Source organism: Allobosea sp. UC22_33 (genome assembly GCF_042700715.1).
Taxonomy (GTDB): domain Bacteria; phylum Pseudomonadota; class Alphaproteobacteria; order Rhizobiales; family Beijerinckiaceae; genus Allobosea.
Map to the genome: position 1 here is coordinate 4,858,627 of NZ_CP170556.1, position 22,933 is coordinate 4,881,559.

Here is a 22,933-nt window from a genome sequence, read left to right on the forward strand (position 1 = left end):
GCGAAGCACAGCTTCGACCCGAGAATCTCAGGACGAGACGACACTGGTTTCCGAGATGCTCGGGTCAAGCCCGAGCATGACGACTTCCTAAATTCAGAGCTCCGCCATCGCCTGCTTCGCCCGCTCGCGATGCTCGATCGTGATCGATCCGGCAACCGCCGCGATGGCAGCCGCGATCACCGCCGCATCGTCGGTGAAGCCGATCAGCGGCATGATGTCGGGAATGGCATCGATCGGCAGGACGAAATAGCCGAGCGCGGCGAGCAGCGTCAGTCGCACGCGCCGCGGCGTCGCCGGATCGCGCGCACAGAACCACGCGGCCAGCAGATCCTCCGCAAACGGAATCCGCTTCGCGACGCGCTTGAGCCGGGCCATGAAATCGGCGCCGAACTTCGCTTCGTCGCGCAGGCTCTTGCGGATCGCCTCCATTTCCTCGCGGCTGAAGCTTGCGCTGAACCCCTCGCTCATCCCTGTCCTACTCCTTGGCATCTGTGATGCCGATCATCGCGCACCTGAAAGCGGCGCGCCATGTCGAAAGATGGCCCTGCCGTAAACCTGCACAAGAGGTCCTCAGCAAAACCCGCTTGGAGCGGCGCAGAACGCCCTCTAAACCGGCTGCCACAACAAGATTGACGGGAAACGCGCCATGAAACTCGATTCTTCCCTTGCCGCCATCGTCACCGGCGGCGCCTCCGGCCTCGGCGAGGCGACCGCGCGCATGCTGGCCGGCCAGGGCGTCAAGGTCGCGCTGCTCGATCTCAATGCCGAGCGCGGTGAGGCCGTCGCCAAAGAGATCGGCGGCGTCTTTGCCCTCTGCGACGTCACCAGCGAGGCATCGGTCGATGAAGCGCTGGCCAAGGCCCGTGCCGCCCATGGCATCGCCCGCATCATCGTCAACTGCGCCGGCATCGCGCCGGGCCGCCGCGTCGTCTCGAAGAAGCGCGACACCGGCGAGCTTGTCGCCCATGACCTCGCCACCTTCGAAAAGGCGGTCGCGATCAACCTGACCGGCACCTTCCGCATCATCGCCAAATCGGCGGTCGCGCTCGCCGGGCTCGACCCGGTCACCGAGGATGGCGGTCGCGGCGTCATCATCTGCACGGCTTCCGTCGCGGCCGAGGACGGCCAGATCGGCCAGGCGGCCTATGCCGCCTCCAAGGCCGGCGTCGTCGGCCTGACCCTGCCGGTCGCGCGCGATCTCGCCGGCGTCGGCATCCGCATCGTCACGATCATGCCCGGCCTGTTCGAGACGCCGATGTTCGCCGGGCTCCCCGACGATGCCAAGGCCTCGCTCGCCGTCTCCGTGCCGCATCCCTCGCGCCTCGGCCGCCCGGCGGAATATGCCGCGCTCGCCCGCAGCATCATCGAGAACGACATGCTGAACGGCACCGCGATTCGCCTGGACGGCGCGATCCGCCTCGCGCCGAAATAGGCTTCAGACGATCCGGAAAACCTCGCCGGCGCTGCGGTCTCGGTAGAGGTCCACGCGCTCGCCGTTCCAGTGGTAGTCGAGATGCCGCCCCTGAACCGGATGGCTCGCACCATCGGGATAGAACAGCCCGGCACATTCGCCGCCGGGACAGCGTACGCTGGGATAGGCGATGCCGGCCGAACCCAGCCCCCGCAAGCCGATGCCGAGCGCTTGGCTCGCGGTGTAGTCCGCAGGGTCGAGCACCGGCGCAGCCTCAGTGCCGAGCGGCCGGATATCGTGAAGCTCCGCATCGACCTCCAGCACGATCTCGCGGAATTGCGAGGTCCAGCCCGGAGGCTGCGCTGTGGCCAGCATGAAGCGGGCGTGGTGGTGGATTGTCTCCAGCAGGGCCACCTCGAAACGGTCGCCGACATAGAGCACGCCGAAACTGCCATCACTGAAACGGCTCGGCCGGTCCGGGCTGACATGGGTGAACGGCGCCATCAGCCAGCTCGCGCCCGGCCCGGAGACGCGCCGCTCGGCCGGCACGAGATCGAGATTGCCGATCGTCTCCATCAGCCGCGGATTGGTTTTCTGCTCGGCCGCGATCAGGAGCGGCCAGTCCGCGGGGTCGGCGATATCCTCGAACAGGTCGATCGGCGGGAAGATGCTGCGGATGATCCGGACCGCCCCGCGCCATGCGATCTCCGCGACCGGCAGGCTCGCCGGATCGATCACCAGCCGCCTCGCTCGGCATCGAGCAGGCGACGCACCCGCATCAGATCGGTGAGTTCGCCGCCGAGCATGACATCAACAGCCGACTTGCCGCCGAAATCGGCATTGGGCCGCTTGATCCAGTCATAGCCGCGCTGCGGCTCGGTGAAGATCAGCCTGAGCGCCTTGTGGATCCCCATCAGATTGGAGAGCCGGGCTTTGCCGTCGCGCGAGATGCGGCCGATCTCGCCGGCCTTCCAGCGCCGGTAGCTCCTGACCGGCAAATCGACCAGCACCGCCGCTTCCTCGTCGGTGATCCGCCAGAGCCGGAACAGGTTAACCGCAGCGCGGAACATCGCAGCGGCCTCGTCATCCGTGATCGGATCGGGGACGAAATCGCGCTGGGCCGTCTCGATACGCAGCAGGCCGGTCATGGCATCGCTCTCCATTTGGCATAAAATGGAGGTTACCTTGCCAAATGGCAAGTGGCCGTGATTTTCGATCTATTCCTCGGTCTTCGCCGGCTTGATCTCGTGCTTCAGGATGAGCGGCGTCTGCGCCAGCGCGAAAGCCATGGTCAGCGGCATCACGCCCCAGACCTTGAAGGCGACCCAGAAGTCCTGGGTCTGCGTGCGCCAGACCACCTCGTTGATGGCCGCCAGCACGAAGAAGAACAGGCCCCAGCGGAAGGTCAGCTTGCGCCAGCCCTCCTCGTCGAGCTGCAGCACCGTCTCCAGGACCAGCGAGAGCAGCGATCGCCCGAAGAACAGCCCGCCGAGCAGGACGCAGCCGAACAGGGCGTTCACGATGGTCGGCTTGACCTTGATGAAGAAGGCGTCGTCCAGCGCCAGCGTCAGCCCGCCGAAGACGGTGACGACGATGGCGTTGACGATCGCCATGCGCGGCAGATAGCCGAGCAGCGCCCGCGACAGCGCCAGCGCGATCAGCGAGGCCGCGATGAAGATGCCGGTCGCGACGAAGATGCGCCGGTCCTCGGTCACGCCGAACAGCCGGTCGCCATAGGAATTGGCGAAGAAGAAGATCGCCAGCGGCCCGAATTCGAGCGCGAGCTTGAGCAGCGGATTGACCGCCTTGCCCTTGCCCGCCGCCCCGGCCGGTTGCTGCACCGTTTCGCTCACGCCGCCTCTCCCAATCCTGCAACGGCACGCGCAAAATCCCGCGCCGAGAACGGCTCCAGATCCTCGACGCTCTCGCCGACACCGATGAAATGCACGGGCAGGCCGAACTGCGCCGCCAGCGCCACCAGAATGCCGCCGCGCGCCGTGCCGTCGAGCTTGGTCATGACGAGCCCGGTCACGCCCGCCGTCTCGCGGAAGGCCTCGACCTGCGAAATCGCGTTCTGCCCGACGGTGGCGTCGAGCACGAGCAAGGCCGCATGCGGCGCGCTCGGGTCCTGCTTGCGGATGACGCGCACGACCTTGGCGAGTTCGTCCATCAGCCCCTGCTTGTTCTGCAAGCGGCCGGCCGTGTCGATCAGCAGCACGTCGGTATTGTCTGCCTTGGCCTTCTGCAGCGCCTCGAAGGCGAGGCCAGCCGCATCGGCGCCCTGCTGGCCATGGACGACCTCGGCCCCGGTGCGCTCGCCCCAGACCCGCAATTGCTCGATCGCCGCGGCGCGGAAGGTATCGCCGGCCGCGAGCATCACCGATTTGCCCTCAGCGCGGAATTTCGCGGCGAGCTTGCCGATCGTCGTGGTCTTGCCGGAGCCATTGACCCCGACCATCAGCAGAACGAACGGCTTTTTCGTGGCGTCGATCACCAGCGGCTGCGCGACCGGTACAAGGATCGTCTCGACCTCGCGCGCCAGGATCGCCTTCACTTCGGAAGGTTCGATCTGCTTGTCGTAGCGCCCGTCGCCGACTGCTTTGGCGATCTTCGCCGAGGTCGCGAGCCCGAGATCGGCCTGGATCAGGATGTCTTCGAGGTCCTCCAGCGTGCCGGCATCGAGCTTGCGCTTGGTGAAGAGGTCGGTGATTCCCGTCGTCAGCGCCGAGGAGGTCCGCGACAGCCCCTCGGTCAACCGCCGCCACCAGCTCCGCTTCGGCTGCGGCGCCGGGGCAGGTGCAGGTTCGGGAGCGGCAGCGGGCTCGGGCTGCAGGGCGATCACAGCCTCAGGTTCCGGCTCTGGCGGGGCCGGAGATGCGATCTCCTCGACCGGAACAGGCGGCGCGACAGGTTCCGGAACCGACACCTCGATGACAGGCGCTTCCGCTGCGGCGACCGGCGGAGGAGCAAGCTCCTCGACGTCCGGCTTCGTCTCCTCGACCGGCTCGACAGCCTGCTCGATCACCGTCTCCGGCGCGGGCGCGGGCTTGGCCGGTTCCTCATCGCGTCCGAACAGCCTCGAAAAGAAGCCGCGTTTCTTCGGTTCGGTCTCGCTCATCGTCATCCTGTCTTCGGTTCGGCGGGCATCTTCGGTTGCGCCGCCGGGCCGGGTTGGGTAGCGCAATGCCATGGCAGCGCCGGACCGACCAGAAAATTCGCAATCCCTCGGGCAGATCGAGGAAGAGCTGCCGGTGCCGCTGCTCTATCGCGACGCAATGATGCTCGTCATCGACAAGCCCGCCGGATTGCCCTCGCATCGCGGCCCGCAGGCCAAACGCCGCATCATCCCGGTCCTGACCGATTATCTCGACGCATTGCGCTTCGGCCTGCCGCGCAAGCCGGAAGCCGCGCATCGGCTCGACAAGGACACCTCTGGCTGCCTCGTGCTCGGCCGCCACCCCCGCGCCATGGCCGAGCTCAACCAGATGTTTCGCGACGGGCGCATCGACAAGACGTATTGGGCGATCGTGCAGGGCAGCCCTGCGGAAGACGAAGGATTGATCGACCTCCCCCTGGCCAAGCGCTCGCCCGAGCGCGGCTGGTGGATGAAGGTCGATCCCGCCGGCCTGCCTTCGCAGACCCGCTATTGCGTGCTCGGCCGGGGCGAGAGCGAGCACGGCCCGCTCGCCTGGCTCGCGATGGAGCCGTTGACCGGCCGCACCCACCAATTGCGCGTCCATTGCCAGGCCTCCGGCTGGCCGATGCTCGGCGACGAGATCTATGGCGATGCCCCGCGCGAGGGCGGCCCCGGCCTCCAGCTTCATGCGCGGGCGATCACGATCCCGCTCTACAAGAAGCGCGATCCGATCACGGTCCAGGCGCCGCCGCCGCCGCATATGCTGGCGGCGCTCAGGGCTTGCGGGTGGAGCGGATAAAGGCTGACGCCCCGGTGCGGGTCATCCCGGGCGAAGCGAAGCGTAGACCCGGGATCCATGCCGGAACCTTCTACGGGAATGCTCCGGAATGGATCCCGGATCGGCGCAGCTTCGCTGCTTGTCCGGGATGACTCGCGGAGAGGTAGGGCTTCAATGCCCCAGCGCGTCGATCGCCTTGGCGAGCTTGACGTCGAGCTCGGTCAGGCCCCCGGCATCATGGGTCGCCAGCGTGATATCCACGGTGCGGTAGACATTCGACCATTCCGGATGATGGTTCATCGCCTCGGCCAGGAGCGCAACGCGCGTCATCCAGCCGAAGGCCTCGCTGAAATCGCGGAAGACGAAGCGCTTGGCGATGGCCTCGCGGCCCTGCACCAGCTTCCAGCCGGTCAGCGTCGCCAGCGCCTCGGCCTGCGCTTCGGGGGAGAGCCGCTTCGGTCGCGTCATCGGCGCATCTCCCGCGACAGGCGATTCGGATAGGAGGGGCCCAGCGGATAGGCCGCCTCCAGCACATAGGGCCCGCCGCCGATCGAATCGCGCGAGGACATCAGCGCCACCCGGCGGGCCGTGAAGGTGAACGGGCGGACGATCGGATGCAGGCTGAGGAAATGCGCGAGTTCGACGGGAGTCGTGTCGCGCAGCCGTGCCAGCGTGACATGCGGCACGAATTTGCGCGCTTCGGCCGGCAGGCCGAGCCGGCGCATCTGCCGTTCGAGATCGGCCTGGAGATCGGTCAGCGCCTTGCCCGGCTGCGCCCGCGCGAAGACGGCGCGCGGCTTGTCGCCGCCGAAGCTGCCGAGCGCGTCGAGCGTGACCTCGAACGGATAGGCCGTGAGGTCGGAGAGCATGTAGTCGATGTCGTTCGCCATCCGCCGGTCGACATCGCCCAGGAAGCGCAGGGTGATGTGATAGTCTGCCGGCTCGATCCAGCGGGCACCCGACAACCCGCCGCGATGCAATGTCAGCCCGGTCGCGACCTCGGCGGGGATTTCCAGAGCGATGAATAGCCTCGGCATGAGCGAATCCCTGCCAAGCGATTGTGACTCTGGCGAGACGGTAGATCAGGAAGCCGGCTCAAGGGAATTGTTTTTGCACTGTTGCTCCACCCATTCCCGCGCGTCATCCCGGACAAGCGACGCAGTCGCGCCGATCCGGGATCCATTCCGGAACGCTCCCGATAAAGGTTCCGGCATGGATCCCGGGTCTCCCTTCGGTCGCCCGGGATGACTGCGTTTGGGTTGGAAACGAGAACTTACGGGCAGGGATTGCCGACGAGCTGGTGGATCGCGTCGATCCCGGCCTCGACCTCGGGCGAAAGCTTCACGTCGATCGAGGCGATATCGGTCCTGAGCTGCTCCATCGAGGTCGCGCCGATAATATTGGCGGTCACGAAGGAGCGGCTGTTGACGAAGGCGAGCGCCATCTGCGCCGGGTCGAGCCCAGCCTCGCGGGCGAGCGCGATATAGCGCTTGATCGCCGCCTCAGTGCCTTCCGTCTGGTAGCGCTGGCCACGATCGAACAGCGTCGTGCGCGCTCCCGCCGGACGGGCGCCGTCCAGGTACTTGCCGGTAAGGAAGCCCTGCGCCAGCGGCGAATAGGCGAGCAGGCCGACATCCTCATGCAAGGCGACCTCGGCCAAAGCCGTCTCGAAGGTGCGGTTCAGCAGGTTGTAGGCGTTCTGGATCGACTGGACGCGCGGTGTGCCACGCGCTTCCGAATCAGCCACGAAGCGCATCGTGCCCCAGGCGCTCTCGTTTGAGAGACCGAGATGGCGGATCTTGCCGGCCTTGATCACCTCAGCGAAGGCGTCGAGCTGCTCGGCGATCGGGGTCTCGTCGGCCGCCGAGGCATAGGCCTCTTTGGCAAAGCGCGTCGGATTCGAGCCCCAGGGCATCGGCCTTTCGGGGAAATGGATCTGGTAGAGGTCGATATAGTCCGTCTGCAGGCGCTGCAGGCTCTTGTCGACGGCCTCGAAGATCTGCTTGCGTGTCACCCGTGTCGGGCTCTTGTCGTCGCGGAACCAGGTATTGCCGCCGCGCCCGCAGACCTTCGACGCCAGGATGACCTTGTCGCGGTTCTTCCGCGCCTTGAACCAGCTACCGATGATCCGCTCGGTCGAGCCTTGCGTCTCCGGCTTCGGCGGGATCGCATAGAGCTCGGCCGTATCGAAGAAATTGATGCCTTGCTCGACGGCATAATCCATCTGGGCATGGCCCTCGGCTTCGGTGTTCTGCTCTCCCCAGGTCATGGTTCCCAGGCAGATCACCGAGACCTTGAGATCGGTGCGTCCGAGGCGGCGGTATTCCATGGCGAAGCAACTCCGGAAGCAGGGGCCGGCAGGCGGCAATGCAAGAAACGGGGATACGCCGCGCGGAGAACCCGCGGGCGGATCAGGACCTGGACGGCAGGGTGGCGATGAAGCGCTCGACCGTCGGCAGGATGGTCCGGACGATGACTTTGACGCCGTCGGCCGTGGGGTGGAGCCCATCCGCCTGGTTCAGGGCGCGGTCGCCCGCGATGCCTTCCAGGAAGAACGGGTAAAGCACCAGCCCGTATTGTTTCGCAAGCTCCGGATAGATCGCATCGAAGCGTTTCGCGTAGTCCTCGCCGAGATTGCGCGGCGCATACATGCCCGCCAGCAGCACCGGGATTTTCCGCTCGGTCAGGCGCGCGACGATCGCTTCCAGGTTTTTCCGGGTCACGGACGGATCGACGCCGCGCAGCGCATCATTGGCGCCGAGCTCGAGGACGACGCCGTCGGTCCCGTCAGGCACCGACCAGTCGAGCCGTTCGAGCCCCCCTTGCGTCGTGTCGCCGGAGACGCCGGCGTTCACGATTTCGACAGCGAGGCCCTTCTGGCGCAAAGCCTGCTCCAGAACCGCCGGAAAGGCAGCACTGGCTGCGAGGTTGTAGCCCGCCGACAGCGAATCGCCGAAGGCGACGAGCTTCAGGGAACGCCCGGCACTCGGACCGGAGGAAGAGGTCTGGGCGCCGGCCATGTCTGTGAACCCGATGAAAAGCAGCAGGGCAGCGACGAAAAACGTCGCAAGCGATTGGACAAGCAGGAATGCGCGCCCATATGGCCGCAGACCACGCTGCGCCTTGGTTCGGCCCCGCTCGGGGCGTGATCGGGTGCGAGCGAAGGCGGCGATGGAAGCGTAAATCGGGATCATGGCGTGATGAGCGAGCAGGCCGCTTCGGCAATCGAGTTGCAGGATGTCCACCTGAGTTTGGGGCGTGGCGCCGCCCGCGTCCATATCCTCAAGGGCGTCTCGGTGTCGCTGGCGGATGGCGAGGCGACCGGCCTCGTCGGCCCCTCCGGCTCCGGCAAGTCGACCTTGCTGATGACCATGGCCGGTTTGGAGCGCCCCGATTCCGGCCTGGTCAAGGTCGCCGGCCAGGATCTCGGCGCCCTCGACGAGGACGGGCTCGCGATCTTCCGTGGCCGGCATATCGGCATCGTCTTCCAGTCCTTCCATCTCGTGCCGACCATGACGGCGCGCGAGAACGTGGCGCTGCCGCTGGAGCTCGCTGGCCACCCCGACGCTTTCACCCGCGCCGAGGCCGAGCTGCGCAACGTTGGCTTAAGCCATCGCATGGACCACTACCCGGCGCAGCTTTCCGGCGGCGAGCAGCAGCGCGTCGCCATCGCCCGCGCCGTCGCGCCGGACCCGGCGATCCTCGTCGCCGACGAGCCCACCGGCAATCTCGACGAATCGACCGGCCGCTCGATCGTCGACCTGATCTTCGCCTTGAAGCGCGAGCGCGGCGCCACGCTGGTGCTCGTCACCCACGATCTTTCGCTCGCCGCGCTCTGCGAACGCACGGTCCGGCTGCGCTCCGGCGTGATCGAGCCCGAGCCCGAGACGGCGGTCGCCTGACGATGCACGCCCCCGTCAAGCCGCCTCAAACTCCCGCCTTTCGTTCTCCCGGCATCGGCCTCGTGCTGCGCCTCGCCATCCGCGACCTGCGTGCGGGCTTGCGCGGCTTCGGCATCTTCATCGCCTGCCTCGCGCTTGGCGTGATGACCATCGCCGCCGTCGCCTCCGCCTCGCGTGGCCTGACCGAGGGCCTCGCCCGCGAAGGCCGTCGCATCCTCGGCGGCGACGCCGCCTTCAGCCTGATCCATCGCGAAGCTTCGCCTGCGGAACTGTCCTTCCTGACGGCACGCGGCACGGTTTCCAGCATCGCCACAATGCGCGGCATGGCCAATGCCGGCGAGCAGGGCGCGGCTCTGGTCGAGATCAAGGCGGTCGATGCGGCCTATCCGAGCATCGGCACGGTCGAGACCGATCCGCAGACCCCGCTGCCCGGCCTGCTCGACCAACGCGACGGAGCCTACGGCGCGGTCGCCGACCCCGTCCTGTTCGGCCGGCTCGACCTCAAGCCCGGCGATATCGTTACGGTCGGTGGCGCAAAAATCCAGTTGCGCGCCAATCTCGTCTCCGAGCCCGACAAGATCGCGGCCGGCGTCGGCTTCGGCCCGCGCCTCCTCATGTCGCAGGAGGCGCTGAAGGCGACCGGCCTGATCCAGCCCGGCAGCCTGATTCGCTGGACCTATCGCCTCCAGCTCCCGCAGACCGCGACCAGCGACGCCGAGCTTGAGAAGGTCATCGCCGATGCCGGCACGCAGCAGCGCGACGCCGGCTGGGAAATCCGCTCCCGCGCCAATGCCGCCCCGAGCTTCCAGCGCAATCTCGAACGCTTCACCCAGTTCCTGACGCTGGTCGGCCTCACCGCCCTGCTCGTCGGCGGCGTCGGCGTCGCCAATGCCGTGCGCCGCTTCGTCGAGGCCAAGAAGCTCGATTTTGCGACCATGAAAGCGGTCGGCGCCACCGGCGGGCGCGTCGTCGCGATCCACCTGACCGAGGTCATGCTCGTCGCTGCGATCGGCACCGCCATCGGCCTCGTGCTCGGCGCCGCCGCGCCCTTCGGCCTCGGCGCGATCGTCCAGAGCATCCTGCCCGTGCCGTTCGAGCCGACGCTGGCGCCGGGCGAGCTTGCCATCGCCGCGCTCTACGGCCTGCTGACCGCCTTCGTCTTCGCGATCATTCCACTGGGGCGCGCTCACGACATTTCCGTGTCAGCCCTGTTCCGCGACAAGGTCGAGCCCGATCCGCGCCGCCCGCGCGCGATCTATCTCGTGCTCTGTGCGCTGGCGCTCGCTGGTCTCGTCGGTGTCGCCATCGGTTTCGCCTATGATCGCCGGATCGCGCTGATCTATATCGGCGTGATGTTTTGCGTCTTCCTGCTGCTGCGCGCCGTCTCGCTCAGCCTGATGGCGCTCGCCCGCCGCATCCCGCGTCCGCGCCGGCCGGCCTTGCGCATGGCCCTCGCCAACAGCCACCGGCCGGGCGCGCTGACGCCGGCGCTGGTGCTCTCGCTCGGCCTGGGCGTCGCACTGCTCTCGGCGCTCTCCTTCATCGATGTCAGCCTGACCCGGCAGCTCACCGGCGCCCTGCCCGACAAGGCGCCGAGCTTCTTCTTCTTGGACGTACCCAGCCGCGATTCCGAGCGTTTCGACGCCTTCCTTGCGGCGGAGCGGCCGGGCGCGAAGACCGAGCGCGTGCCGATGATGCGCGGCCGCATCGTCTCGGTGAACGAGACCCGCGCCGAAGACATCAAGGCGAGCGAGCAATCCGCCTGGGTGCTCGACGGCGATCGCGGCATCACCTACGCCGCCGCTTTGCCGGAAGGATCCCGCGTCGCGGCCGGCGATTGGTGGCCGGCGGATTATCGCGGCGAGCCGCTGGTCTCCTTCGACGCCCAGAACGCCGCCGGCATCGGCCTGAAGGTCGGCGACAGGCTCACCGTCAACGTGCTCGGCCGCAACATCACCGCCCGCGTCGCCAATTTCCGCACGGTCGACTGGCGCTCCTTCGGCATCAATTTCGTGATGGTGTTCTCGCCCAACACCTTCGCCGGGGCGCCGCACACCAATCTCGCCACCGTCGCGACGAGCCCGGACGGCAAGGGCGCGACCGACGCCGTGCTGATGCGCCGCCTCGCGCTCGACTTCCCGGCGGTCACGGCGGTGCGGGTCAAGGATGCGCTCGAAGCGGTCAACACCATCGTCGCCCAGCTCGCCATGGCGATCCGCGGCGCCTCCGGCCTCGCCATCGCCGCCAGCCTGCTGGTTCTGGGCGGCGCGCTCGCAGCCGGACAGCGGGCGCGGCTCTATGACGCGATGATCCTCAAGACGCTCGGCGCGACCCGCCGCTTCATACTTTCGTCGTACGCCCTTGAATACGCCGCCATCGGCCTCGTCGCGGCCGTGTTCGGCGTTCTCGCGGGTACAGCGGCGGGCTGGGGGGTCGTCACGCAAGTGATGCGGATCGAATTCGTCAGTGATCCCAGGGGAGCTATACTGGCTGCGACTGCCGCCGTCGCGGTTACTGTCCTGTTCGGGCTCGTCGGGACGATAAAAATACTGACGAAAGCGCCGGCTTCTCATCTCAGGAATTTATGATGACTATCTGGATGGCAGTCCCGATAGACATTAAAATCCTGTAATTCTGCATGGTTGTGGCACCGAACTTCTATCGGGCGGCCGTCCTTAACCATGGCGGGGTCTTGTAAGGAAGACGAAAGCCCCTCATATTCCCGTCATCGCGACGATCGATCGCGAGGACGGCTGGCGCCTGTGTGCCTTCCGTCGTCCGAAACACCGTCAGGGGAAACTCTCTTAATGAGCAACTTCGACCGCAATGCTCCAGTCTGGGGTGCCGGCCGCGCACAGCAGACCAGCGCCGTCGAGATGGATCAGGGCCTGCGCTCGTTCATGCTCGGCGTCTACAACAACATGGTGATCGGCCTGGCGATCTCGGCGCTGTTCGCGCTGGGCATCAACAAGATGGCCGTGACCGATCAGGCCAACGCCGTCGCCAAGATCGGCAACACCTATCTGACCTCCTTCGGCCAGCTGCTTTATGGCACGCCGCTGATGTGGGTGGTCGCGCTGGCGCCGCTGGCCTTCATCTTCTTCTTCTCGTTCCGCGCCGACAAGATGTCCGCATCGTCCGCCCGGACGATGTTCTTCGCCTTCGCGGCGGTGATGGGCGTCTCGCTCTCGACGATTCTGATCCGCTATACCGGCGCGTCGGTGGTGCAGGTCTTCTTCATCACCGCGGCGGCCTTCGGTGGTCTCAGCCTTTACGGCTACACCACCTCGAAGTCGCTTTCCGGCATGGGCTCGTTCCTGGTCATGGGCCTGATCGGCCTGATCCTGGCCTCGATCGTGAACATCTTCCTCGGATCGGGCGCGCTGGCTTTCGCCATCTCGGCGATCGGCCTGCTGATCTTCGCCGGCCTGACCGCCTGGGATACCCAGCGCCTGAAGGAAATGTATCTCTACTCCGAGCTTGGCCCGGAGGAAGCTGCGAAGCTCTCGGTAAACGGCGCGCTGTCGCTCTACCTGAACTTCATCAACATGTTCCAGTTCCTGCTCTCGCTGATCGGCAACCGCGAGTGAGAACGACAAGCTCCTGAACGGGAGCGCACGAGCCCCGGCCTCACGGCCGGGGCTTTTCTTTGGGCCATATCTTCCCTCAAGTTAGGTCTTTCCATCTGGCACGCACATTGCTCATGCTTTGGGCATGACCACGCCTGCGATCCGCCCGGGCCTTCCGGCCGACATTCCCGCCATCGCGGCGATCTACGCCGATGCGGTGCTGCACGGCACCGCCTCCTGGGAACTGGAGCCGCCGGGCGAAGTCGAGATGCAACAGCGCTATGAGGCGATCCTGGCGGGCGGCTACCCCTATCTCGTCGCGGAGCGGGACGGAGAACTTCTCGGCTATGCCTATGCCGGCGCCTATCGGCCCCGCCCGGCCTATCGCGCGACCGTCGAGAACTCGATCTATATCGCGCCGGCAGCGCAGGGGCTCGGCATCGGCGGCCTCCTCCTCGACGCCCTGATGCAAGCCTGCACCGAGCGCGGCTTCCGGCAGATGATCGCGGTGATCGGCGATGGCACCGGCGCCTCTGTCGGCTCGCGCCGCCTGCATGAACGGGCCGGGTTCCGCCTGATCGGCGTCGCCGAGAAGGTCGGCTTCAAGCACGGCCGCTGGCTCGACCAGATGCTGATGCAGAAGGAACTGGGCGAGGGCGGCAGCACGCCGCCTGCTCCATAGACCTCAGAAGCCCTCACCCTTCGAGACGCGCCTGCGGCGCTCCTCAGGATGAGGGCTCGAATAAAAAGCCTGCCTCGGCGCCTCAGCTCACCACGCTGAGCTTGTTGTCGAGAACCTTGAGCACGCGCGAGAGCTCCGAACCGCGCTTCAGGATCAACCCGGTCGCCGCGACGACCGAATAGGCGCCCTGCCGCCGCGCCAGCGCCGGGTCCTTGACGATCCGGTAGAGCGGCATCTCCGACGAGCGCCGGAAGACCGAGAACTGCGCCTTGTCCTTCAGGAAATCGATGGCGTAGTCGCGCCATTCGCCGGCCGCGACCATCCGGCCATAGAGATTGAGCAACTCGCTGAGTTCGCGCCGGTCGAAGGTCACGGTCGTGGATCGCGCCGGTGCCGGAAAATTCACGACCGCGCCGGCGGCTTGCGATTGTGGCGTTTCGCTCTCGCTCATGGCGCCTCCCTGGACGGGGCCTCACCAAATCATCCGCGGATGATGCCCCCGCGGTCCTGCGCTGGCAAGGGACTGCGCCGGCAAGGGAGCGCGGGGCGAGAGACGGCTCTCGCACTCTGGGTCGGCATTGTCAGCGAATGCCCCATTTTCGCCGCGAACGCGCCAAGCGAGCGCCAAGTTGCGACGTTCAACTCCCTTCGTTGCCTCGACGGCCCGGTTTCGCTGATCGCCGGTTTGTCAGCCCCCCAGCCCCCCGGAGTTCGGGCGGAGCCGGGCCACCGAGTCGGGGCCAACTAGCGGCTGGCATTGCGCCGGCCGTTTTTCTTTTTTGGGCGATGTTTCCGGCCTTAGCTATACCGTCATTCCGGGGCTTCGCGTCAGCGAAGAGCCCGGAAACCAGAACCGACGCCCATTCTTAGAAAAGCGCGGTCGGCCATCGCTCGAAATGCATTACGGCATCGGTTCTGGGTTCCGGGCTCAGGCCTGCGGCCTGCCCCGGAATGACGGCGGAGTTCCACCACCTACATTTCCAGCAACTGCCGATAGAATCCTATCGCGCCTGCCCGTGGTACTCGGCATTCGGCCGCATATCGACGGCCGAGGCCATCCGGTTCGACATGTTGTAGAAGGACGCGACGGCGCCGATATCCCAGATGTCGCGCTCACTGAGCCCGGCCTTGCGCAGCGCCTCGCGATCGTCCTCGCCGATCAGATGCGGCGTCTCCGTCAGCTTGACCGAGAAGTCGAGCATGGCCCGGTGCCGCGCCGACAGGTCCGCCGCCCGATAATTCATCACCATGAGCTCACCGAGCACGGGGTCGCCCGAAAGCTGGCGCACCGCCGCGCCATGGGCGGTGAGGCAGTAATAGCAACCGTTCACGCAGGAGACGGCGACCGCGATCATCTCCCGCTCCAGCTTCGACAGGCCGGACGGCGCCAGCATCAGGTCGTTGTAGAAGGCGGCGAAGGCGGTGAGCTTGGCGTCGTCATGGGCGTAGGAGGTCAGGACATTCGGCACGAAACCGAGCTTTTCCTGGCATTTCGCGAAATAGGCCTGGTTCTCCGGCGACAGCGCCCCCGGCTTCAGGTCCAGCGCCATGACGGCAGGTGGCGAATCCTGCCTCGCCGGCTCTTCTCCCACCTTGGGTTTGTCATGCTTTGTTGCCATGGTGTGTCCTGTCGAGTCGGGGAAGCGTCAGTTTGCCGCTTTTTCGGGCACGCAAGTTGAAAGGCGCTGCAGCCTATGTCATCGCTGCGGCAAAATAACTGGGGTCGGGACATGGGCAAACGGGTGACGAACGCGACCGCGGGTGCGATCGCAGCGATCGAGGCCGCAGCCACCGGACTGAAGAGTTCGATGCCCGCCGAGTTCCCCCGCCTGCTCTTTGGCCGCTCCGTCGCAGAGGATCTCGAGGCCGTTCCGGCCGAGATGCTCGCCCGCACCGCCACGGCGGCCTTCGAGCACCTCGCCCAGCCGCGCAAGCCCGACACGATCAACCTGCGCTTCCGCGACGAGGAATTCGGCGAGGGCGAGCGCAAGCACCAGCTCACCGTTCTCGAGGTCGTCAACGACAACAAGCCATTCCTGCTCGATTCGACGCTCGCCGAATTGCAGGAGCAGGGCCATGAGCCGCGTCTCGTCGCCCATCCGATCCTGGCCGTCGCCCGCGATGCCAAGGGCAAGTTCACCTCGCTCGCCGGCGAGGCCGCCGGCCGCGCGCCCGAGGGCACGCGCCGCGAGAGCCTGCTCCATATCCACGTGCCGCGGATCGACACGCCGGAAGCGCGGGAGAAGCTGCGCGCCGGGCTCGACCACGTCTATGCCGATGTCGCGCTCGCCGTCGACGATTGGGCCGCGATGCGCGGCCGCATCACCGAGGTGATCCAGGCCTATCGCGCCAACCCGCCGCCGCTGCCGGAGGACGAGATCAACGAGGCGCTGCAGTTCCTCGAATGGATCGCCGGCGACAATTTCACCCTGCTCGGCATCCGCGCCTATCGCTTCCCCGGCGGCGACGTCGCGGCCGACCCGATCGAGGGCTCGGGCCTCGGCATCCTGCGCGATCCCACCGTCAAGGTCCTGCGCAAGGGCCGCGAGCTGGTCACGGTCACGCCGGAGCTGCGCTCCTTCCTGGCCAAGCCCCAGGCGCTCATCATCACCAAGGCCAACGTCAAGAGCCGCGTCCACCGGCGCGTCCATCTCGACTATGTCGGCGTCAAGCTGTTCACGCCGGACGGCCGGCTCGACGGCGAACTGCGCATCCTCGGCCTGCTGACCTCGAATGCCTATACCGGCTCGGCCCGCGCGATTCCCTATCTGCGGCTCAAGGTCGCGCGCGTCGCCAAGAATATCGGCTTCGACCCGGCGAGCTATTCCGGCCGCGCCCTGATGAACGTGCTCGACGCCTATCCGCGCGACGAGCTCTTCCAGATCGACACCCCGACGCTGGAGCAGTTCGCGCTCGACATCCTCCAGCTCACCGAGCGGCCGCGCATCCGCGCGCTCGCCCGCGTCGACGAGTTCGACCGCTTCGTCTCGATCCTCGTCTTCATCCCTAAGGACCGCTACGACACCACGGTGCGCCTGCGCGTCGGCGATTTCCTGGCGCGGGTCTATGGCGGGCGCCTCTCGGCCGCCTATCCCGCCTATCCCGAGGGCCCGCTCTCGCGCACCCATTACATCATCGGCCGCGACGAGGGCAAAACCCCGCGCGTCGAGCGCGCGACGCTCGAAGCCGGCATCAGCGCCATCGTCCGCACTTGGGGCGACGGGCTCAAGGACGTGCTCGACCAGGAGAAGGCCGGCCCCGCCGCCCGGGCACTGGCCGAGCGCTACGCGGAGGCCTTCGGTGCCGCCTATCGCGAGCGCTTCTCGGCCGCCGACGCGCTGGTCGATATCGAGATGCTCCAGCAGCTCACGCCGGAGCGGGCGCGCGCCGTCAATCTCTACCGGCGCGAGGGCGACGACGCCAAGCGCGCCAATCTCAAGGTGTTCTCGCGGGGCGCACCGATCTCGCTTTCGGCCCGCGTGCCGGTGCTGGAGAACATGGGCTTCCGCGTCGTCAACGAGCGGACCTACAACGTCATGCCGCAGGGCAATGGCGACACCGTCCGCATCTGGCTGCACGACATGACGCTGGAGCGTGCCGACGACGGCGAGATCGATATCGAGCATCTCGATCCGACCATCGAGGCGGCGCTGATGGCGCAATTCCGCGGCCTCGCGGAATCCGACCGTTTCGACCAGCTCGTGCTCGCCGCCGGCCTCGCCTGGCGCGAGGCGGCTTTGCTGCGCGCCTTCGGCCGCTATCTCAGGCAGGCCGGCGCGCCCTATGCCCAGGGTTATATCGCCGATGCGCTGACCAGCCATCCCGGCATCGCCGCCGGGCTCGTCGCCTATTTCGCCGCGAAGTTCGACCCACGCATCCCGGCGGGCGAACGCGAGCAGCGCATGGCCCAGAAGCATGCCGAGATCGAGGAGGCGCTCGACGCCGTCACCAGCCTCGACGAGGACCGCATCCTGCGCCGCCTCGTCAATCTGGTCGATGCTGCGCTCCGCACGAACTTCTTCCAGATCGGCCCGGACGGCCAGCCGCGCCAGACCATCACCTTCAAGTTCGACTGCGCGAAGGTCGACGGCCTGCCGCTGCCGCGCCCGCTCTACGAGATCTTCGTCTATTCGCCGCGCGTCGAAGGCGTGCATATGCGCTTCGGCAAGGTCGCGCGCGGCGGCCTGCGCTGGTCGGACCGGCCGCAGGATTTCCGCACCGAGGTGCTGGGCCTCGTCAAGGCGCAGCAGGTCAAGAACGCGGTGATCGTGCCGGTCGGCGCCAAGGGCGGCTTCTTCCCGAAGCAGCTCCCGCCGGCTTCCGACCGCGCCGCCTGGCTCACTGAGGGCACCGAGAGCTACCGCATCTTCATCCGCAACCTGCTCGAGCTCACCGACAATCTCGACGGCGAGACCGTCGTGCCGCCGCCGGACACGGTGCGTCATGACGGCGACGACCCCTATCTCGTCGTCGCCGCCGACAAGGGCACCGCGACCTTCTCCGACACCGCCAACGCGATCTCGCTGGAGAAGCACCACTGGCTCGGCGACGCCTTCGCCTCCGGCGGTTCGCAGGGCTATGACCACAAGGGCATGGGCATCACCGCCCGCGGCGGCTGGGAAGCGGTCAAGCGCCATTTCCGCGAGGTCGATGTCGACATCCAGACCACGCCCTTCACCGTCGCCGGCGTCGGCGACATGTCGGGCGACGTCTTCGGCAACGGCATGCTGCTGTCGCCGGCGATCAAGCTGGTCGCGGCCTTCGACCATCGCGACATCTTCCTCGATCCCGATCCGGATTCGGCGAAATCGCTCGCCGAGCGCCAGCGGCTGTTCAACCTGCCGCGCTCGTCCTGGGCCGATTACGACAAGGGCCTGATCTCGAAGGGTGGCGGCGTCTTCTCGCGCCAGGCCAAGAGCATCCCGCTCTCGCCGGAAGTCCGTGCGCTGCTCGACCTCGACAAGAAGGAGGTCTCGCCGCCGGAGCTGATGACGGCGATCCTTAAGAGCCGTGTCGACCTGCTCTGGTTCGGCGGCATCGGCACCTATATCCGCGCTTCCGAAGAGGCGGACGCACAGGTCGGCGACCGCGCCAATGATCCGATCCGCATCACCGGCAACGATGTCCGGGCGCGCGTCATCGGCGAGGGCGCCAATCTCGGCATGACCCAGCGCGGTCGCATCGAGGCGGCCCGCAAGGGTGTGAAGCTCAATACCGACGCGATCGACAACTCGGCCGGCGTCAACACCTCCGACGTCGAGGTCAACATCAAGATCGCGCTCGCCGACCTGGTGAAGGACGGCCGACTCAAGGAAGACAAGCGCAACGCGCTGCTGGCGGCGATGACCGACGAGGTCGGCGATCTCGTCCTGCGCAACAACTACCTGCAGACGCTGGCGCTCTCGCTGACCGAGGCGCAAGGCGCGGCCGCAACGCCGGGCCTGCGCTTCCTGATGCAGACGCTGGAGCAGGATGGCCGGCTCGACCGCACGGTCGAGTTCCTGCCGAGCGACGCCCAGCTCGCCGAGCGCGAGAAGCGCAGCGAAGGCCTGACCCGGCCCGAGCTCGCCGTGCTCCTGGCCTATGCCAAGCTCTCGCTGCACGACGCGCTGCTCGAATCCTCGGTGCCCGACGATCCCTATCTCGCGACCGAACTCGTCCGCTATTTCCCGAAGGCGCTGCGCGAGGCCTATCCGGACGCGATCGCCAGCCACAAGCTGCGCCGCGAGATCGTCGCGACGCAGCTCGCCAACGCCATCGTCAATCGCGGCGGCCCGGCGCTCGTACCGGTGCTGGCGGCGCTGACGCGCTCGGACGCGCCGGCCATCGCCGCCGCCTACGCCATCGCGCGCGATTCCTTCGATCTCATCGCCCTCAACGGCGAGATCGACGCGCTCGATGCCAAGATCCCCGGCAAGACCCAGCTCGGCCTCTATGGTGCCGCGCAGGAACTCGTCACCAACCGCATGGGCTGGTTCCTGCGGCGCGGCGTCGCCAAGCCCGGCACGATCGAGCAGACCATCGCCCGCTACGCCAAGGGCGTGAAGGAGCTGGCCGGCGAACTGGGCTCACTCCTGCCAGAGGCCGCGTCCCAGGCGAGACTGGCGCGCATCGCCGTGCTCACCTCCGAAGGTGTGCCGGAGGCGTTGGCCACGCGCATCGCGAGCCTGCCGGCGCTCGCCGAGGCAACCGACATCGTCGACATCGCCGAGCGCAGCAAGCGCAAGATCGGCGAGGTCGCCCGCATCCATTTCGGCGTCGACGCGCTGTTCGGCCTGTCGAGCCTGAAGGCGGCGGCCGCAGCCGTGCCGGCGACGGACGATTACGAGCGCCTCGCCCGCGAGCGGGCGATCGAGACCCTCGACGACGCCCAGTCCAACCTGACGCAGGAGGTCTCGGCCTCCGCCAAGGGTCAGGGCACGCTGGAGAGCTGGCTCGGCGAGCGCGGCGAGGACGCGGAGCGCGCCCGCAGCACCGTCAACGCGATCGCGAGTTCCGGCCTCACCCTGCCGAAACTGATGGTCGCCGCCGGCATGCTGGCCGATCTGCCGCGCAAGCATTAGAAGGCTTGGTGTTTTGACGACCCCGTCGTCCCGGGCTTGACCCTGGATCCATCGTAGAGCGTTTAAGCCCTAGGATCGGATTCCGGATCGGCGCCGCTAGCGCGGCTTGTCCGGAATGGCGGTGGTGTTTCCATATGCAGACCGGCACCCGCTTGTGCTCCCTTGAACGGAAAACCCGATGACCGGCGAAGCCGACACGACCACCCGCATCGACCCCAAGCTGCTCGAAATCCTGGTCTGCCCGCTGACCAAGGCGACGCTGGAATACGATGCCGCGAAGCAGGAACTGATCAGCCGCGCCGCCAAGCTGGCCTACCCGATCCGCGACGGCATCCCGATCATGCTGCCGGAAGAGGCGCGGCAGCTGGAAGACTGATACGATGCGTCATTCTCGGGCGGCGCGCAGCGGTGACCCGAGAATCTCATGCCGAGAGAGGCGCGATGTCTTGCGAGAGATGCTCGGGTCAAGCCCGAGCATGATGCGGAACTCCTAAAGCGCCTCGCCCCGCAGCAGCCGCGGCGGCGCGCCGGCGACACCAGCGGCCTCGCGGATGAAGAAGCGCTTCAGCCCCGGTAAACGATCGACGATGCCGAGCCCGAGATCGCGTGCCAGCCTGAGCGGTGTGGCATCGTTCGAGAACAGGCGATTGAGCCCATCAGTCACGGCGCCCATCGCCACGGTGTCGAAGCGGCGCGCCTTCTCGTAATCCTCCAGCACATCGGCCGAGCCGGGATCGAGGCCGAGCCGCGCCGCATCGACGATCGCCTCGGCCAGCGCCGCGACATCCTTCAGGCCGAGATTGAGCCCCTGTCCGGCGATGGGGTGGATCAGATGCGCGGCATCCCCCAGCAGCGCCAGGCGCTCGCCCACGAAGCGCCGGGCCACGCCGAAGCCGAGCGGATGCGCACTCACCGCGCTTTCGAGCGCAATCTCACCCAGTTCGAGCCCGAAGCGCCGCTCGATCTCGGCCAGCATGTCCTCGGCATCGAGCGAGAGCAGCGGTTCGACATTCTCCGTCCGCTCCGTCCAGACGATCGAGGACCGGTGCCCGAGCGCCCCGCCATCGGCCAGCGGCAGGATCGCGAACGGCCCCGACGGCAGGAAATGCTCGACCGCGCGCCCGTCATGCGGCCGCTCATGCCCGATCGTCGCGACGATACCAGATTGGCCGTAATCCCAGCCGACCCAGCCGATGCCGGCCTGCTCGCGCAGTTTCGAACGGGCCCCATCGGCCGCGACCAGCAGCGCGGCCTCGCAACGGCTTCCGTCGCTGAAAGCCAATTCAACCGCCGCATCATCCGCGGAGAAACGCCGCACGCCGGCACTCCGCAGTTCGACACCGGCAGCCTCGCAGGACGCCTTCAGCGCCGCGACCAGGGCCGCATTCTCGACCATATGGGCGTAGGGCTCGCCGGGCTCGACCTCGCCGTCGAAGGTCAGGAAGACCGGGCGGACGGCGTCCTCGGTGCGGCTGTCCGAAACGATCATCTCCAGCATCGGCTGGGCGGTATGCGCGATCGCATCCCAGATGCCCAGCGTCTTCAGCATCGCCCGGCCACCGGCCGCAACCGCATAGGCGCGGTTATCGCCACGGGGCTTGGCCGCAAGCGCCGGATCGGCCAGGATGATCGCGAAATCCTCGCCCAGCGCCTGCTTCAATGCCAGCGCCAGCGCCAGCCCGGCAATGCCGCCGCCGGCGATGACGATGCGCATGGCGCTGTTGCCCTGCTCGATAGCCATGACGTCCTTCTCTCCGCGCCGACTTGACGCCACGGGATGCCTCGGTGCTGATGCCAGGCGAAACCGGCTGTCCCTGTGCGGGGCGCCGGCCCGTCCGTCAACCTGACCGCGATACCGCCGACCATGTCCCAGATCAGCGCCTCCCTGACGGCGATTCTCGACCTCGAGCCGCTCGAGCGCAACCTGTTCCGCGGTCGCAGCCCCAAATCGAGCTGGCCGCGCGTCTTCGGCGGGCAGGTCATCGCGCAATCGCTCTACGCCGCCTGCAAGACGGTCGAAGGCCGGCAGCCGCATTCGCTGCATGCCTATTTCCTGCTCGCGGGCGATCCCGAGGTGCCGATCGTCTACGAGGTCGACCGGCTGCGCGACGGCCGCTCCTTCACGACGCGGCGCGTTCTGGCCGTGCAGAAGGGCGAGGCGATCTTCGCCATGTCGGCTTCCTTCCATGTCGAGGAACCCGGCTACGAGCACCAGATGCCGATGCCGAAGGTGCCGATGCCGGAAGAGCTACCGGACCGCGAGGAGATGGTGAAGCTGTTCAGCGCGCCGGAGCACAACCCGCTCCAGACCTTCTACCAGCGCAAGCGGCCGATCGAGATCCGCCCCGTCGAGCTCGAACGCTATCGCGGCGGCGGCAGCCTGGAGCCGAAGTTCAACGTCTGGATCCGCGCGATCGAGCCGCTGCCGGACGAACCCGCCTTCCACCAGAGCGTGCTCGCCTATGCTTCCGACCTGCTGCTGCTCGATTCCAGCCTGATCGCCCATGGCGCGACCGTCTTCGACCGGAAGATCCAGGCTGCGAGCCTCGACCACGCGCTGTGGTTCCATCGCCCGTTCCGGGCCGATGACTGGCTGCTCTATTCGCAGGACAGCCCCTCGACCTCCGGTGCGCGCGGCTTCTCGCGCGGTCTGGTCTTCGACCGGCAGGGCCGCCTCGTCGCCTCCGTCGCGCAGGAAGGGCTCGTCCGACCGCGGCCCGATCTCGGCTGACCGGATTTCAGGCAGCTGCGCAGAATCCAGTCTATTGCCTAAATCTTAGGCAATAGAGCCCGCCATTTCCCTATTCCCACGATGATTCCGCCTCTGGACGCGCCTTTGCGCCGCCCGGAGCGGGTTGGCACGTCCCTTGAATTGCATGTTGCGACGCAACT

Annotated in this window: 21 protein-coding genes; 9 read left to right on the top strand and 12 right to left on the bottom strand. The window is 67.1% G+C overall.

Annotated elements, in window-relative coordinates:
• Nucleotides 1-93 precede the first annotated feature (93 nt).
• Nucleotides 94-468: a YkvA family protein gene (locus ACFJGT_RS23500; protein WP_199085766.1), complete on the bottom strand. Its 375-nt coding sequence runs from the start codon at nucleotides 466-468 to the stop codon at nucleotides 94-96.
• Nucleotides 469-646: 178 nt separating this feature from the next.
• Between ACFJGT_RS23500 and ACFJGT_RS23505 the strand changes: the two genes are divergently transcribed.
• Nucleotides 647-1,432: an SDR family NAD(P)-dependent oxidoreductase gene (locus ACFJGT_RS23505; RefSeq protein ID WP_377843247.1), complete on the top strand. Its 786-nt coding sequence runs from the start codon at nucleotides 647-649 to the stop codon at nucleotides 1,430-1,432.
• Between the two features lie 3 nt (nucleotides 1,433-1,435).
• Here ACFJGT_RS23505 and ACFJGT_RS23510 read toward each other — a convergent pair whose 3' ends face one another.
• From ACFJGT_RS23510 to ftsY, 4 genes are all read right to left on the bottom strand, one after another.
• Entirely contained in the window at nucleotides 1,436-2,149 is a 714-nt protein-coding gene (locus ACFJGT_RS23510) for an RES family NAD+ phosphorylase (protein ID WP_377843250.1), read from the bottom strand.
• Nucleotides 2,146-2,559 (bottom strand): antitoxin Xre-like helix-turn-helix domain-containing protein, encoded by a 414-nt coding sequence (locus ACFJGT_RS23515; RefSeq protein WP_377843255.1) that lies wholly within the window; start codon nucleotides 2,557-2,559, stop codon nucleotides 2,146-2,148. Before ACFJGT_RS23515 ends, ACFJGT_RS23510 begins: the two co-directional genes overlap by 4 nt.
• Before the next feature lie 69 nt (nucleotides 2,560-2,628).
• Nucleotides 2,629-3,264, bottom strand: a complete 636-nt coding sequence (locus ACFJGT_RS23520) for a septation protein A (protein ID WP_377843259.1) — start codon at nucleotides 3,262-3,264, stop codon at nucleotides 2,629-2,631.
• Nucleotides 3,261-4,529 carry a signal recognition particle-docking protein FtsY gene (gene ftsY, locus ACFJGT_RS23525; protein WP_377843263.1) on the bottom strand — a complete coding sequence of 423 codons (1,269 nt, stop codon included), beginning with the start codon at nucleotides 4,527-4,529 and terminating at the stop codon, nucleotides 3,261-3,263. The genes ACFJGT_RS23520 and ftsY overlap by 4 nt, the downstream gene beginning before the upstream one ends.
• A gap of 70 nt (nucleotides 4,530-4,599) precedes the next feature.
• On the opposite strand from ftsY, the gene ACFJGT_RS23530 reads away from it, so the two are divergent.
• Nucleotides 4,600-5,346 carry an RluA family pseudouridine synthase gene (locus tag ACFJGT_RS23530; RefSeq protein ID WP_377843266.1) on the top strand — a complete coding sequence of 249 codons (747 nt, stop codon included), beginning with the start codon at nucleotides 4,600-4,602 and terminating at the stop codon, nucleotides 5,344-5,346.
• Between the two features lie 150 nt (nucleotides 5,347-5,496).
• On the opposite strand, the gene ACFJGT_RS23535 is transcribed toward ACFJGT_RS23530, so the two are convergent.
• The 4 genes from ACFJGT_RS23535 to ACFJGT_RS23550 form a co-directional block, all read right to left on the bottom strand.
• The gene (locus ACFJGT_RS23535; RefSeq protein ID WP_199085761.1) at nucleotides 5,497-5,793 is read right to left on the bottom strand and encodes a 4a-hydroxytetrahydrobiopterin dehydratase; all 297 of its coding nucleotides are present in this window, start codon (nucleotides 5,791-5,793) and stop codon (nucleotides 5,497-5,499) included.
• Nucleotides 5,790-6,362 (bottom strand): RNA 2',3'-cyclic phosphodiesterase, encoded by a 573-nt coding sequence (thpR, locus tag ACFJGT_RS23540; RefSeq protein ID WP_377843271.1) that lies wholly within the window; start codon nucleotides 6,360-6,362, stop codon nucleotides 5,790-5,792. The genes ACFJGT_RS23535 and thpR overlap by 4 nt, the downstream gene beginning before the upstream one ends.
• A gap of 236 nt (nucleotides 6,363-6,598) precedes the next feature.
• Nucleotides 6,599-7,654 carry an aldo/keto reductase gene (locus tag ACFJGT_RS23545; RefSeq protein WP_377843274.1) on the bottom strand — a complete coding sequence of 352 codons (1,056 nt, stop codon included), beginning with the start codon at nucleotides 7,652-7,654 and terminating at the stop codon, nucleotides 6,599-6,601.
• A gap of 82 nt (nucleotides 7,655-7,736) precedes the next feature.
• Nucleotides 7,737-8,570, bottom strand: a complete 834-nt coding sequence (locus tag ACFJGT_RS23550; RefSeq protein WP_377843278.1) for an arylesterase — start codon at nucleotides 8,568-8,570, stop codon at nucleotides 7,737-7,739.
• Between ACFJGT_RS23550 and ACFJGT_RS23555 the strand changes: the two genes are divergently transcribed.
• The 4 genes from ACFJGT_RS23555 to ACFJGT_RS23570 all read left to right on the top strand — a co-directional run bounded on the left by ACFJGT_RS23555 (nucleotide 8,526) and on the right by ACFJGT_RS23570 (nucleotide 13,478).
• The gene (locus ACFJGT_RS23555; RefSeq protein WP_377843281.1) at nucleotides 8,526-9,227 is read left to right on the top strand and encodes an ABC transporter ATP-binding protein; all 702 of its coding nucleotides are present in this window, start codon (nucleotides 8,526-8,528) and stop codon (nucleotides 9,225-9,227) included. The two genes, ACFJGT_RS23550 and ACFJGT_RS23555, sit on opposite strands and share 45 nt — an antisense overlap.
• Nucleotides 9,228-9,229: 2 nt before the next feature.
• Nucleotides 9,230-11,815, top strand: coding sequence for an ABC transporter permease (locus tag ACFJGT_RS23560; RefSeq protein ID WP_377843284.1), 2,586 nt, complete (start codon nucleotides 9,230-9,232; stop codon nucleotides 11,813-11,815).
• A 219-nt stretch (nucleotides 11,816-12,034) separates the two neighbouring features.
• Entirely contained in the window at nucleotides 12,035-12,817 is a 783-nt protein-coding gene (locus ACFJGT_RS23565) for a Bax inhibitor-1/YccA family protein (protein ID WP_377843287.1), read from the top strand.
• A gap of 124 nt (nucleotides 12,818-12,941) precedes the next feature.
• Nucleotides 12,942-13,478, top strand: coding sequence for a GNAT family N-acetyltransferase (locus ACFJGT_RS23570; RefSeq protein ID WP_377843289.1), 537 nt, complete (start codon nucleotides 12,942-12,944; stop codon nucleotides 13,476-13,478).
• 82 nt (nucleotides 13,479-13,560) lie between these two features.
• Here the strand turns inward: ACFJGT_RS23570 and ACFJGT_RS23575 are convergent, their stop codons facing one another.
• A complete protein-coding gene (locus ACFJGT_RS23575) occupies nucleotides 13,561-13,929 on the bottom strand; it encodes a DUF2794 domain-containing protein (protein WP_377843292.1) in 369 nt (122 codons plus the stop codon).
• Nucleotides 13,930-14,479: 550 nt separating this feature from the next.
• On the bottom strand, nucleotides 14,480-15,028 hold the full coding sequence (locus ACFJGT_RS23580) for a peroxidase-related enzyme (RefSeq protein ID WP_377849054.1): 549 nt from the start codon (nucleotides 15,026-15,028) through the stop codon (nucleotides 14,480-14,482).
• 180 nt (nucleotides 15,029-15,208) lie between these two features.
• On the opposite strand from ACFJGT_RS23580, the gene ACFJGT_RS23585 reads away from it, so the two are divergent.
• Both ACFJGT_RS23585 and ACFJGT_RS23590 read left to right on the top strand, forming a co-directional pair.
• A complete protein-coding gene (locus ACFJGT_RS23585) occupies nucleotides 15,209-20,041 on the top strand; it encodes an NAD-glutamate dehydrogenase (RefSeq protein WP_377843294.1) in 4,833 nt (1,610 codons plus the stop codon).
• 178 nt (nucleotides 20,042-20,219) lie between these two features.
• Nucleotides 20,220-20,417: a Trm112 family protein gene (locus ACFJGT_RS23590; protein ID WP_199085751.1), complete on the top strand. Its 198-nt coding sequence runs from the start codon at nucleotides 20,220-20,222 to the stop codon at nucleotides 20,415-20,417.
• Nucleotides 20,418-20,531: 114 nt separating this feature from the next.
• Here the strand turns inward: ACFJGT_RS23590 and ACFJGT_RS23595 are convergent, their stop codons facing one another.
• Complete coding sequence (locus tag ACFJGT_RS23595) at nucleotides 20,532-21,782, bottom strand: ubiquinone biosynthesis hydroxylase (protein ID WP_377843297.1); 1,251 nt, start codon at nucleotides 21,780-21,782, stop codon at nucleotides 20,532-20,534.
• 123 nt (nucleotides 21,783-21,905) lie between these two features.
• On the opposite strand from ACFJGT_RS23595, the gene tesB reads away from it, so the two are divergent.
• The gene (tesB, locus tag ACFJGT_RS23600) at nucleotides 21,906-22,772 is read left to right on the top strand and encodes an acyl-CoA thioesterase II (RefSeq protein ID WP_377843299.1); all 867 of its coding nucleotides are present in this window, start codon (nucleotides 21,906-21,908) and stop codon (nucleotides 22,770-22,772) included.
• Nucleotides 22,773-22,933: the final 161 nt, after the last annotated feature.

Coding starts and splice junctions, on each gene's coding strand:
- ACFJGT_RS23570 (WP_377843289.1), top strand. CDS start 12,942: ATGACCACGCCTGCGATCCGCCCGGGCCTTCCGGCCGACATTCCCGCC.
- ACFJGT_RS23585 (WP_377843294.1), top strand. CDS start 15,209: ATGGGCAAACGGGTGACGAACGCGACCGCGGGTGCGATCGCAGCGATC.
- ACFJGT_RS23530 (WP_377843266.1), top strand. CDS start 4,600: ATGGCAGCGCCGGACCGACCAGAAAATTCGCAATCCCTCGGGCAGATC.
- thpR (WP_377843271.1), bottom strand. CDS start 6,362: ATGCCGAGGCTATTCATCGCTCTGGAAATCCCCGCCGAGGTCGCGACC.
- ACFJGT_RS23545 (WP_377843274.1), bottom strand. CDS start 7,654: ATGGAATACCGCCGCCTCGGACGCACCGATCTCAAGGTCTCGGTGATC.
- ACFJGT_RS23535 (WP_199085761.1), bottom strand. CDS start 5,793: ATGACGCGACCGAAGCGGCTCTCCCCCGAAGCGCAGGCCGAGGCGCTG.
- ACFJGT_RS23580 (WP_377849054.1), bottom strand. CDS start 15,028: ATGGCGCTGGACCTGAAGCCGGGGGCGCTGTCGCCGGAGAACCAGGCC.
- ACFJGT_RS23565 (WP_377843287.1), top strand. CDS start 12,035: ATGAGCAACTTCGACCGCAATGCTCCAGTCTGGGGTGCCGGCCGCGCA.
- ACFJGT_RS23560 (WP_377843284.1), top strand. CDS start 9,230: ATGCACGCCCCCGTCAAGCCGCCTCAAACTCCCGCCTTTCGTTCTCCC.
- ftsY (WP_377843263.1), bottom strand. CDS start 4,529: ATGAGCGAGACCGAACCGAAGAAACGCGGCTTCTTTTCGAGGCTGTTC.
- tesB (WP_377843299.1), top strand. CDS start 21,906: ATGTCCCAGATCAGCGCCTCCCTGACGGCGATTCTCGACCTCGAGCCG.
- ACFJGT_RS23515 (WP_377843255.1), bottom strand. CDS start 2,559: ATGACCGGCCTGCTGCGTATCGAGACGGCCCAGCGCGATTTCGTCCCC.
- ACFJGT_RS23595 (WP_377843297.1), bottom strand. CDS start 21,782: ATGGCTATCGAGCAGGGCAACAGCGCCATGCGCATCGTCATCGCCGGC.
- ACFJGT_RS23555 (WP_377843281.1), top strand. CDS start 8,526: ATGAGCGAGCAGGCCGCTTCGGCAATCGAGTTGCAGGATGTCCACCTG.
- ACFJGT_RS23590 (WP_199085751.1), top strand. CDS start 20,220: ATGACCGGCGAAGCCGACACGACCACCCGCATCGACCCCAAGCTGCTC.
- ACFJGT_RS23500 (WP_199085766.1), bottom strand. CDS start 468: ATGAGCGAGGGGTTCAGCGCAAGCTTCAGCCGCGAGGAAATGGAGGCG.
- ACFJGT_RS23505 (WP_377843247.1), top strand. CDS start 647: ATGAAACTCGATTCTTCCCTTGCCGCCATCGTCACCGGCGGCGCCTCC.
- ACFJGT_RS23575 (WP_377843292.1), bottom strand. CDS start 13,929: ATGAGCGAGAGCGAAACGCCACAATCGCAAGCCGCCGGCGCGGTCGTG.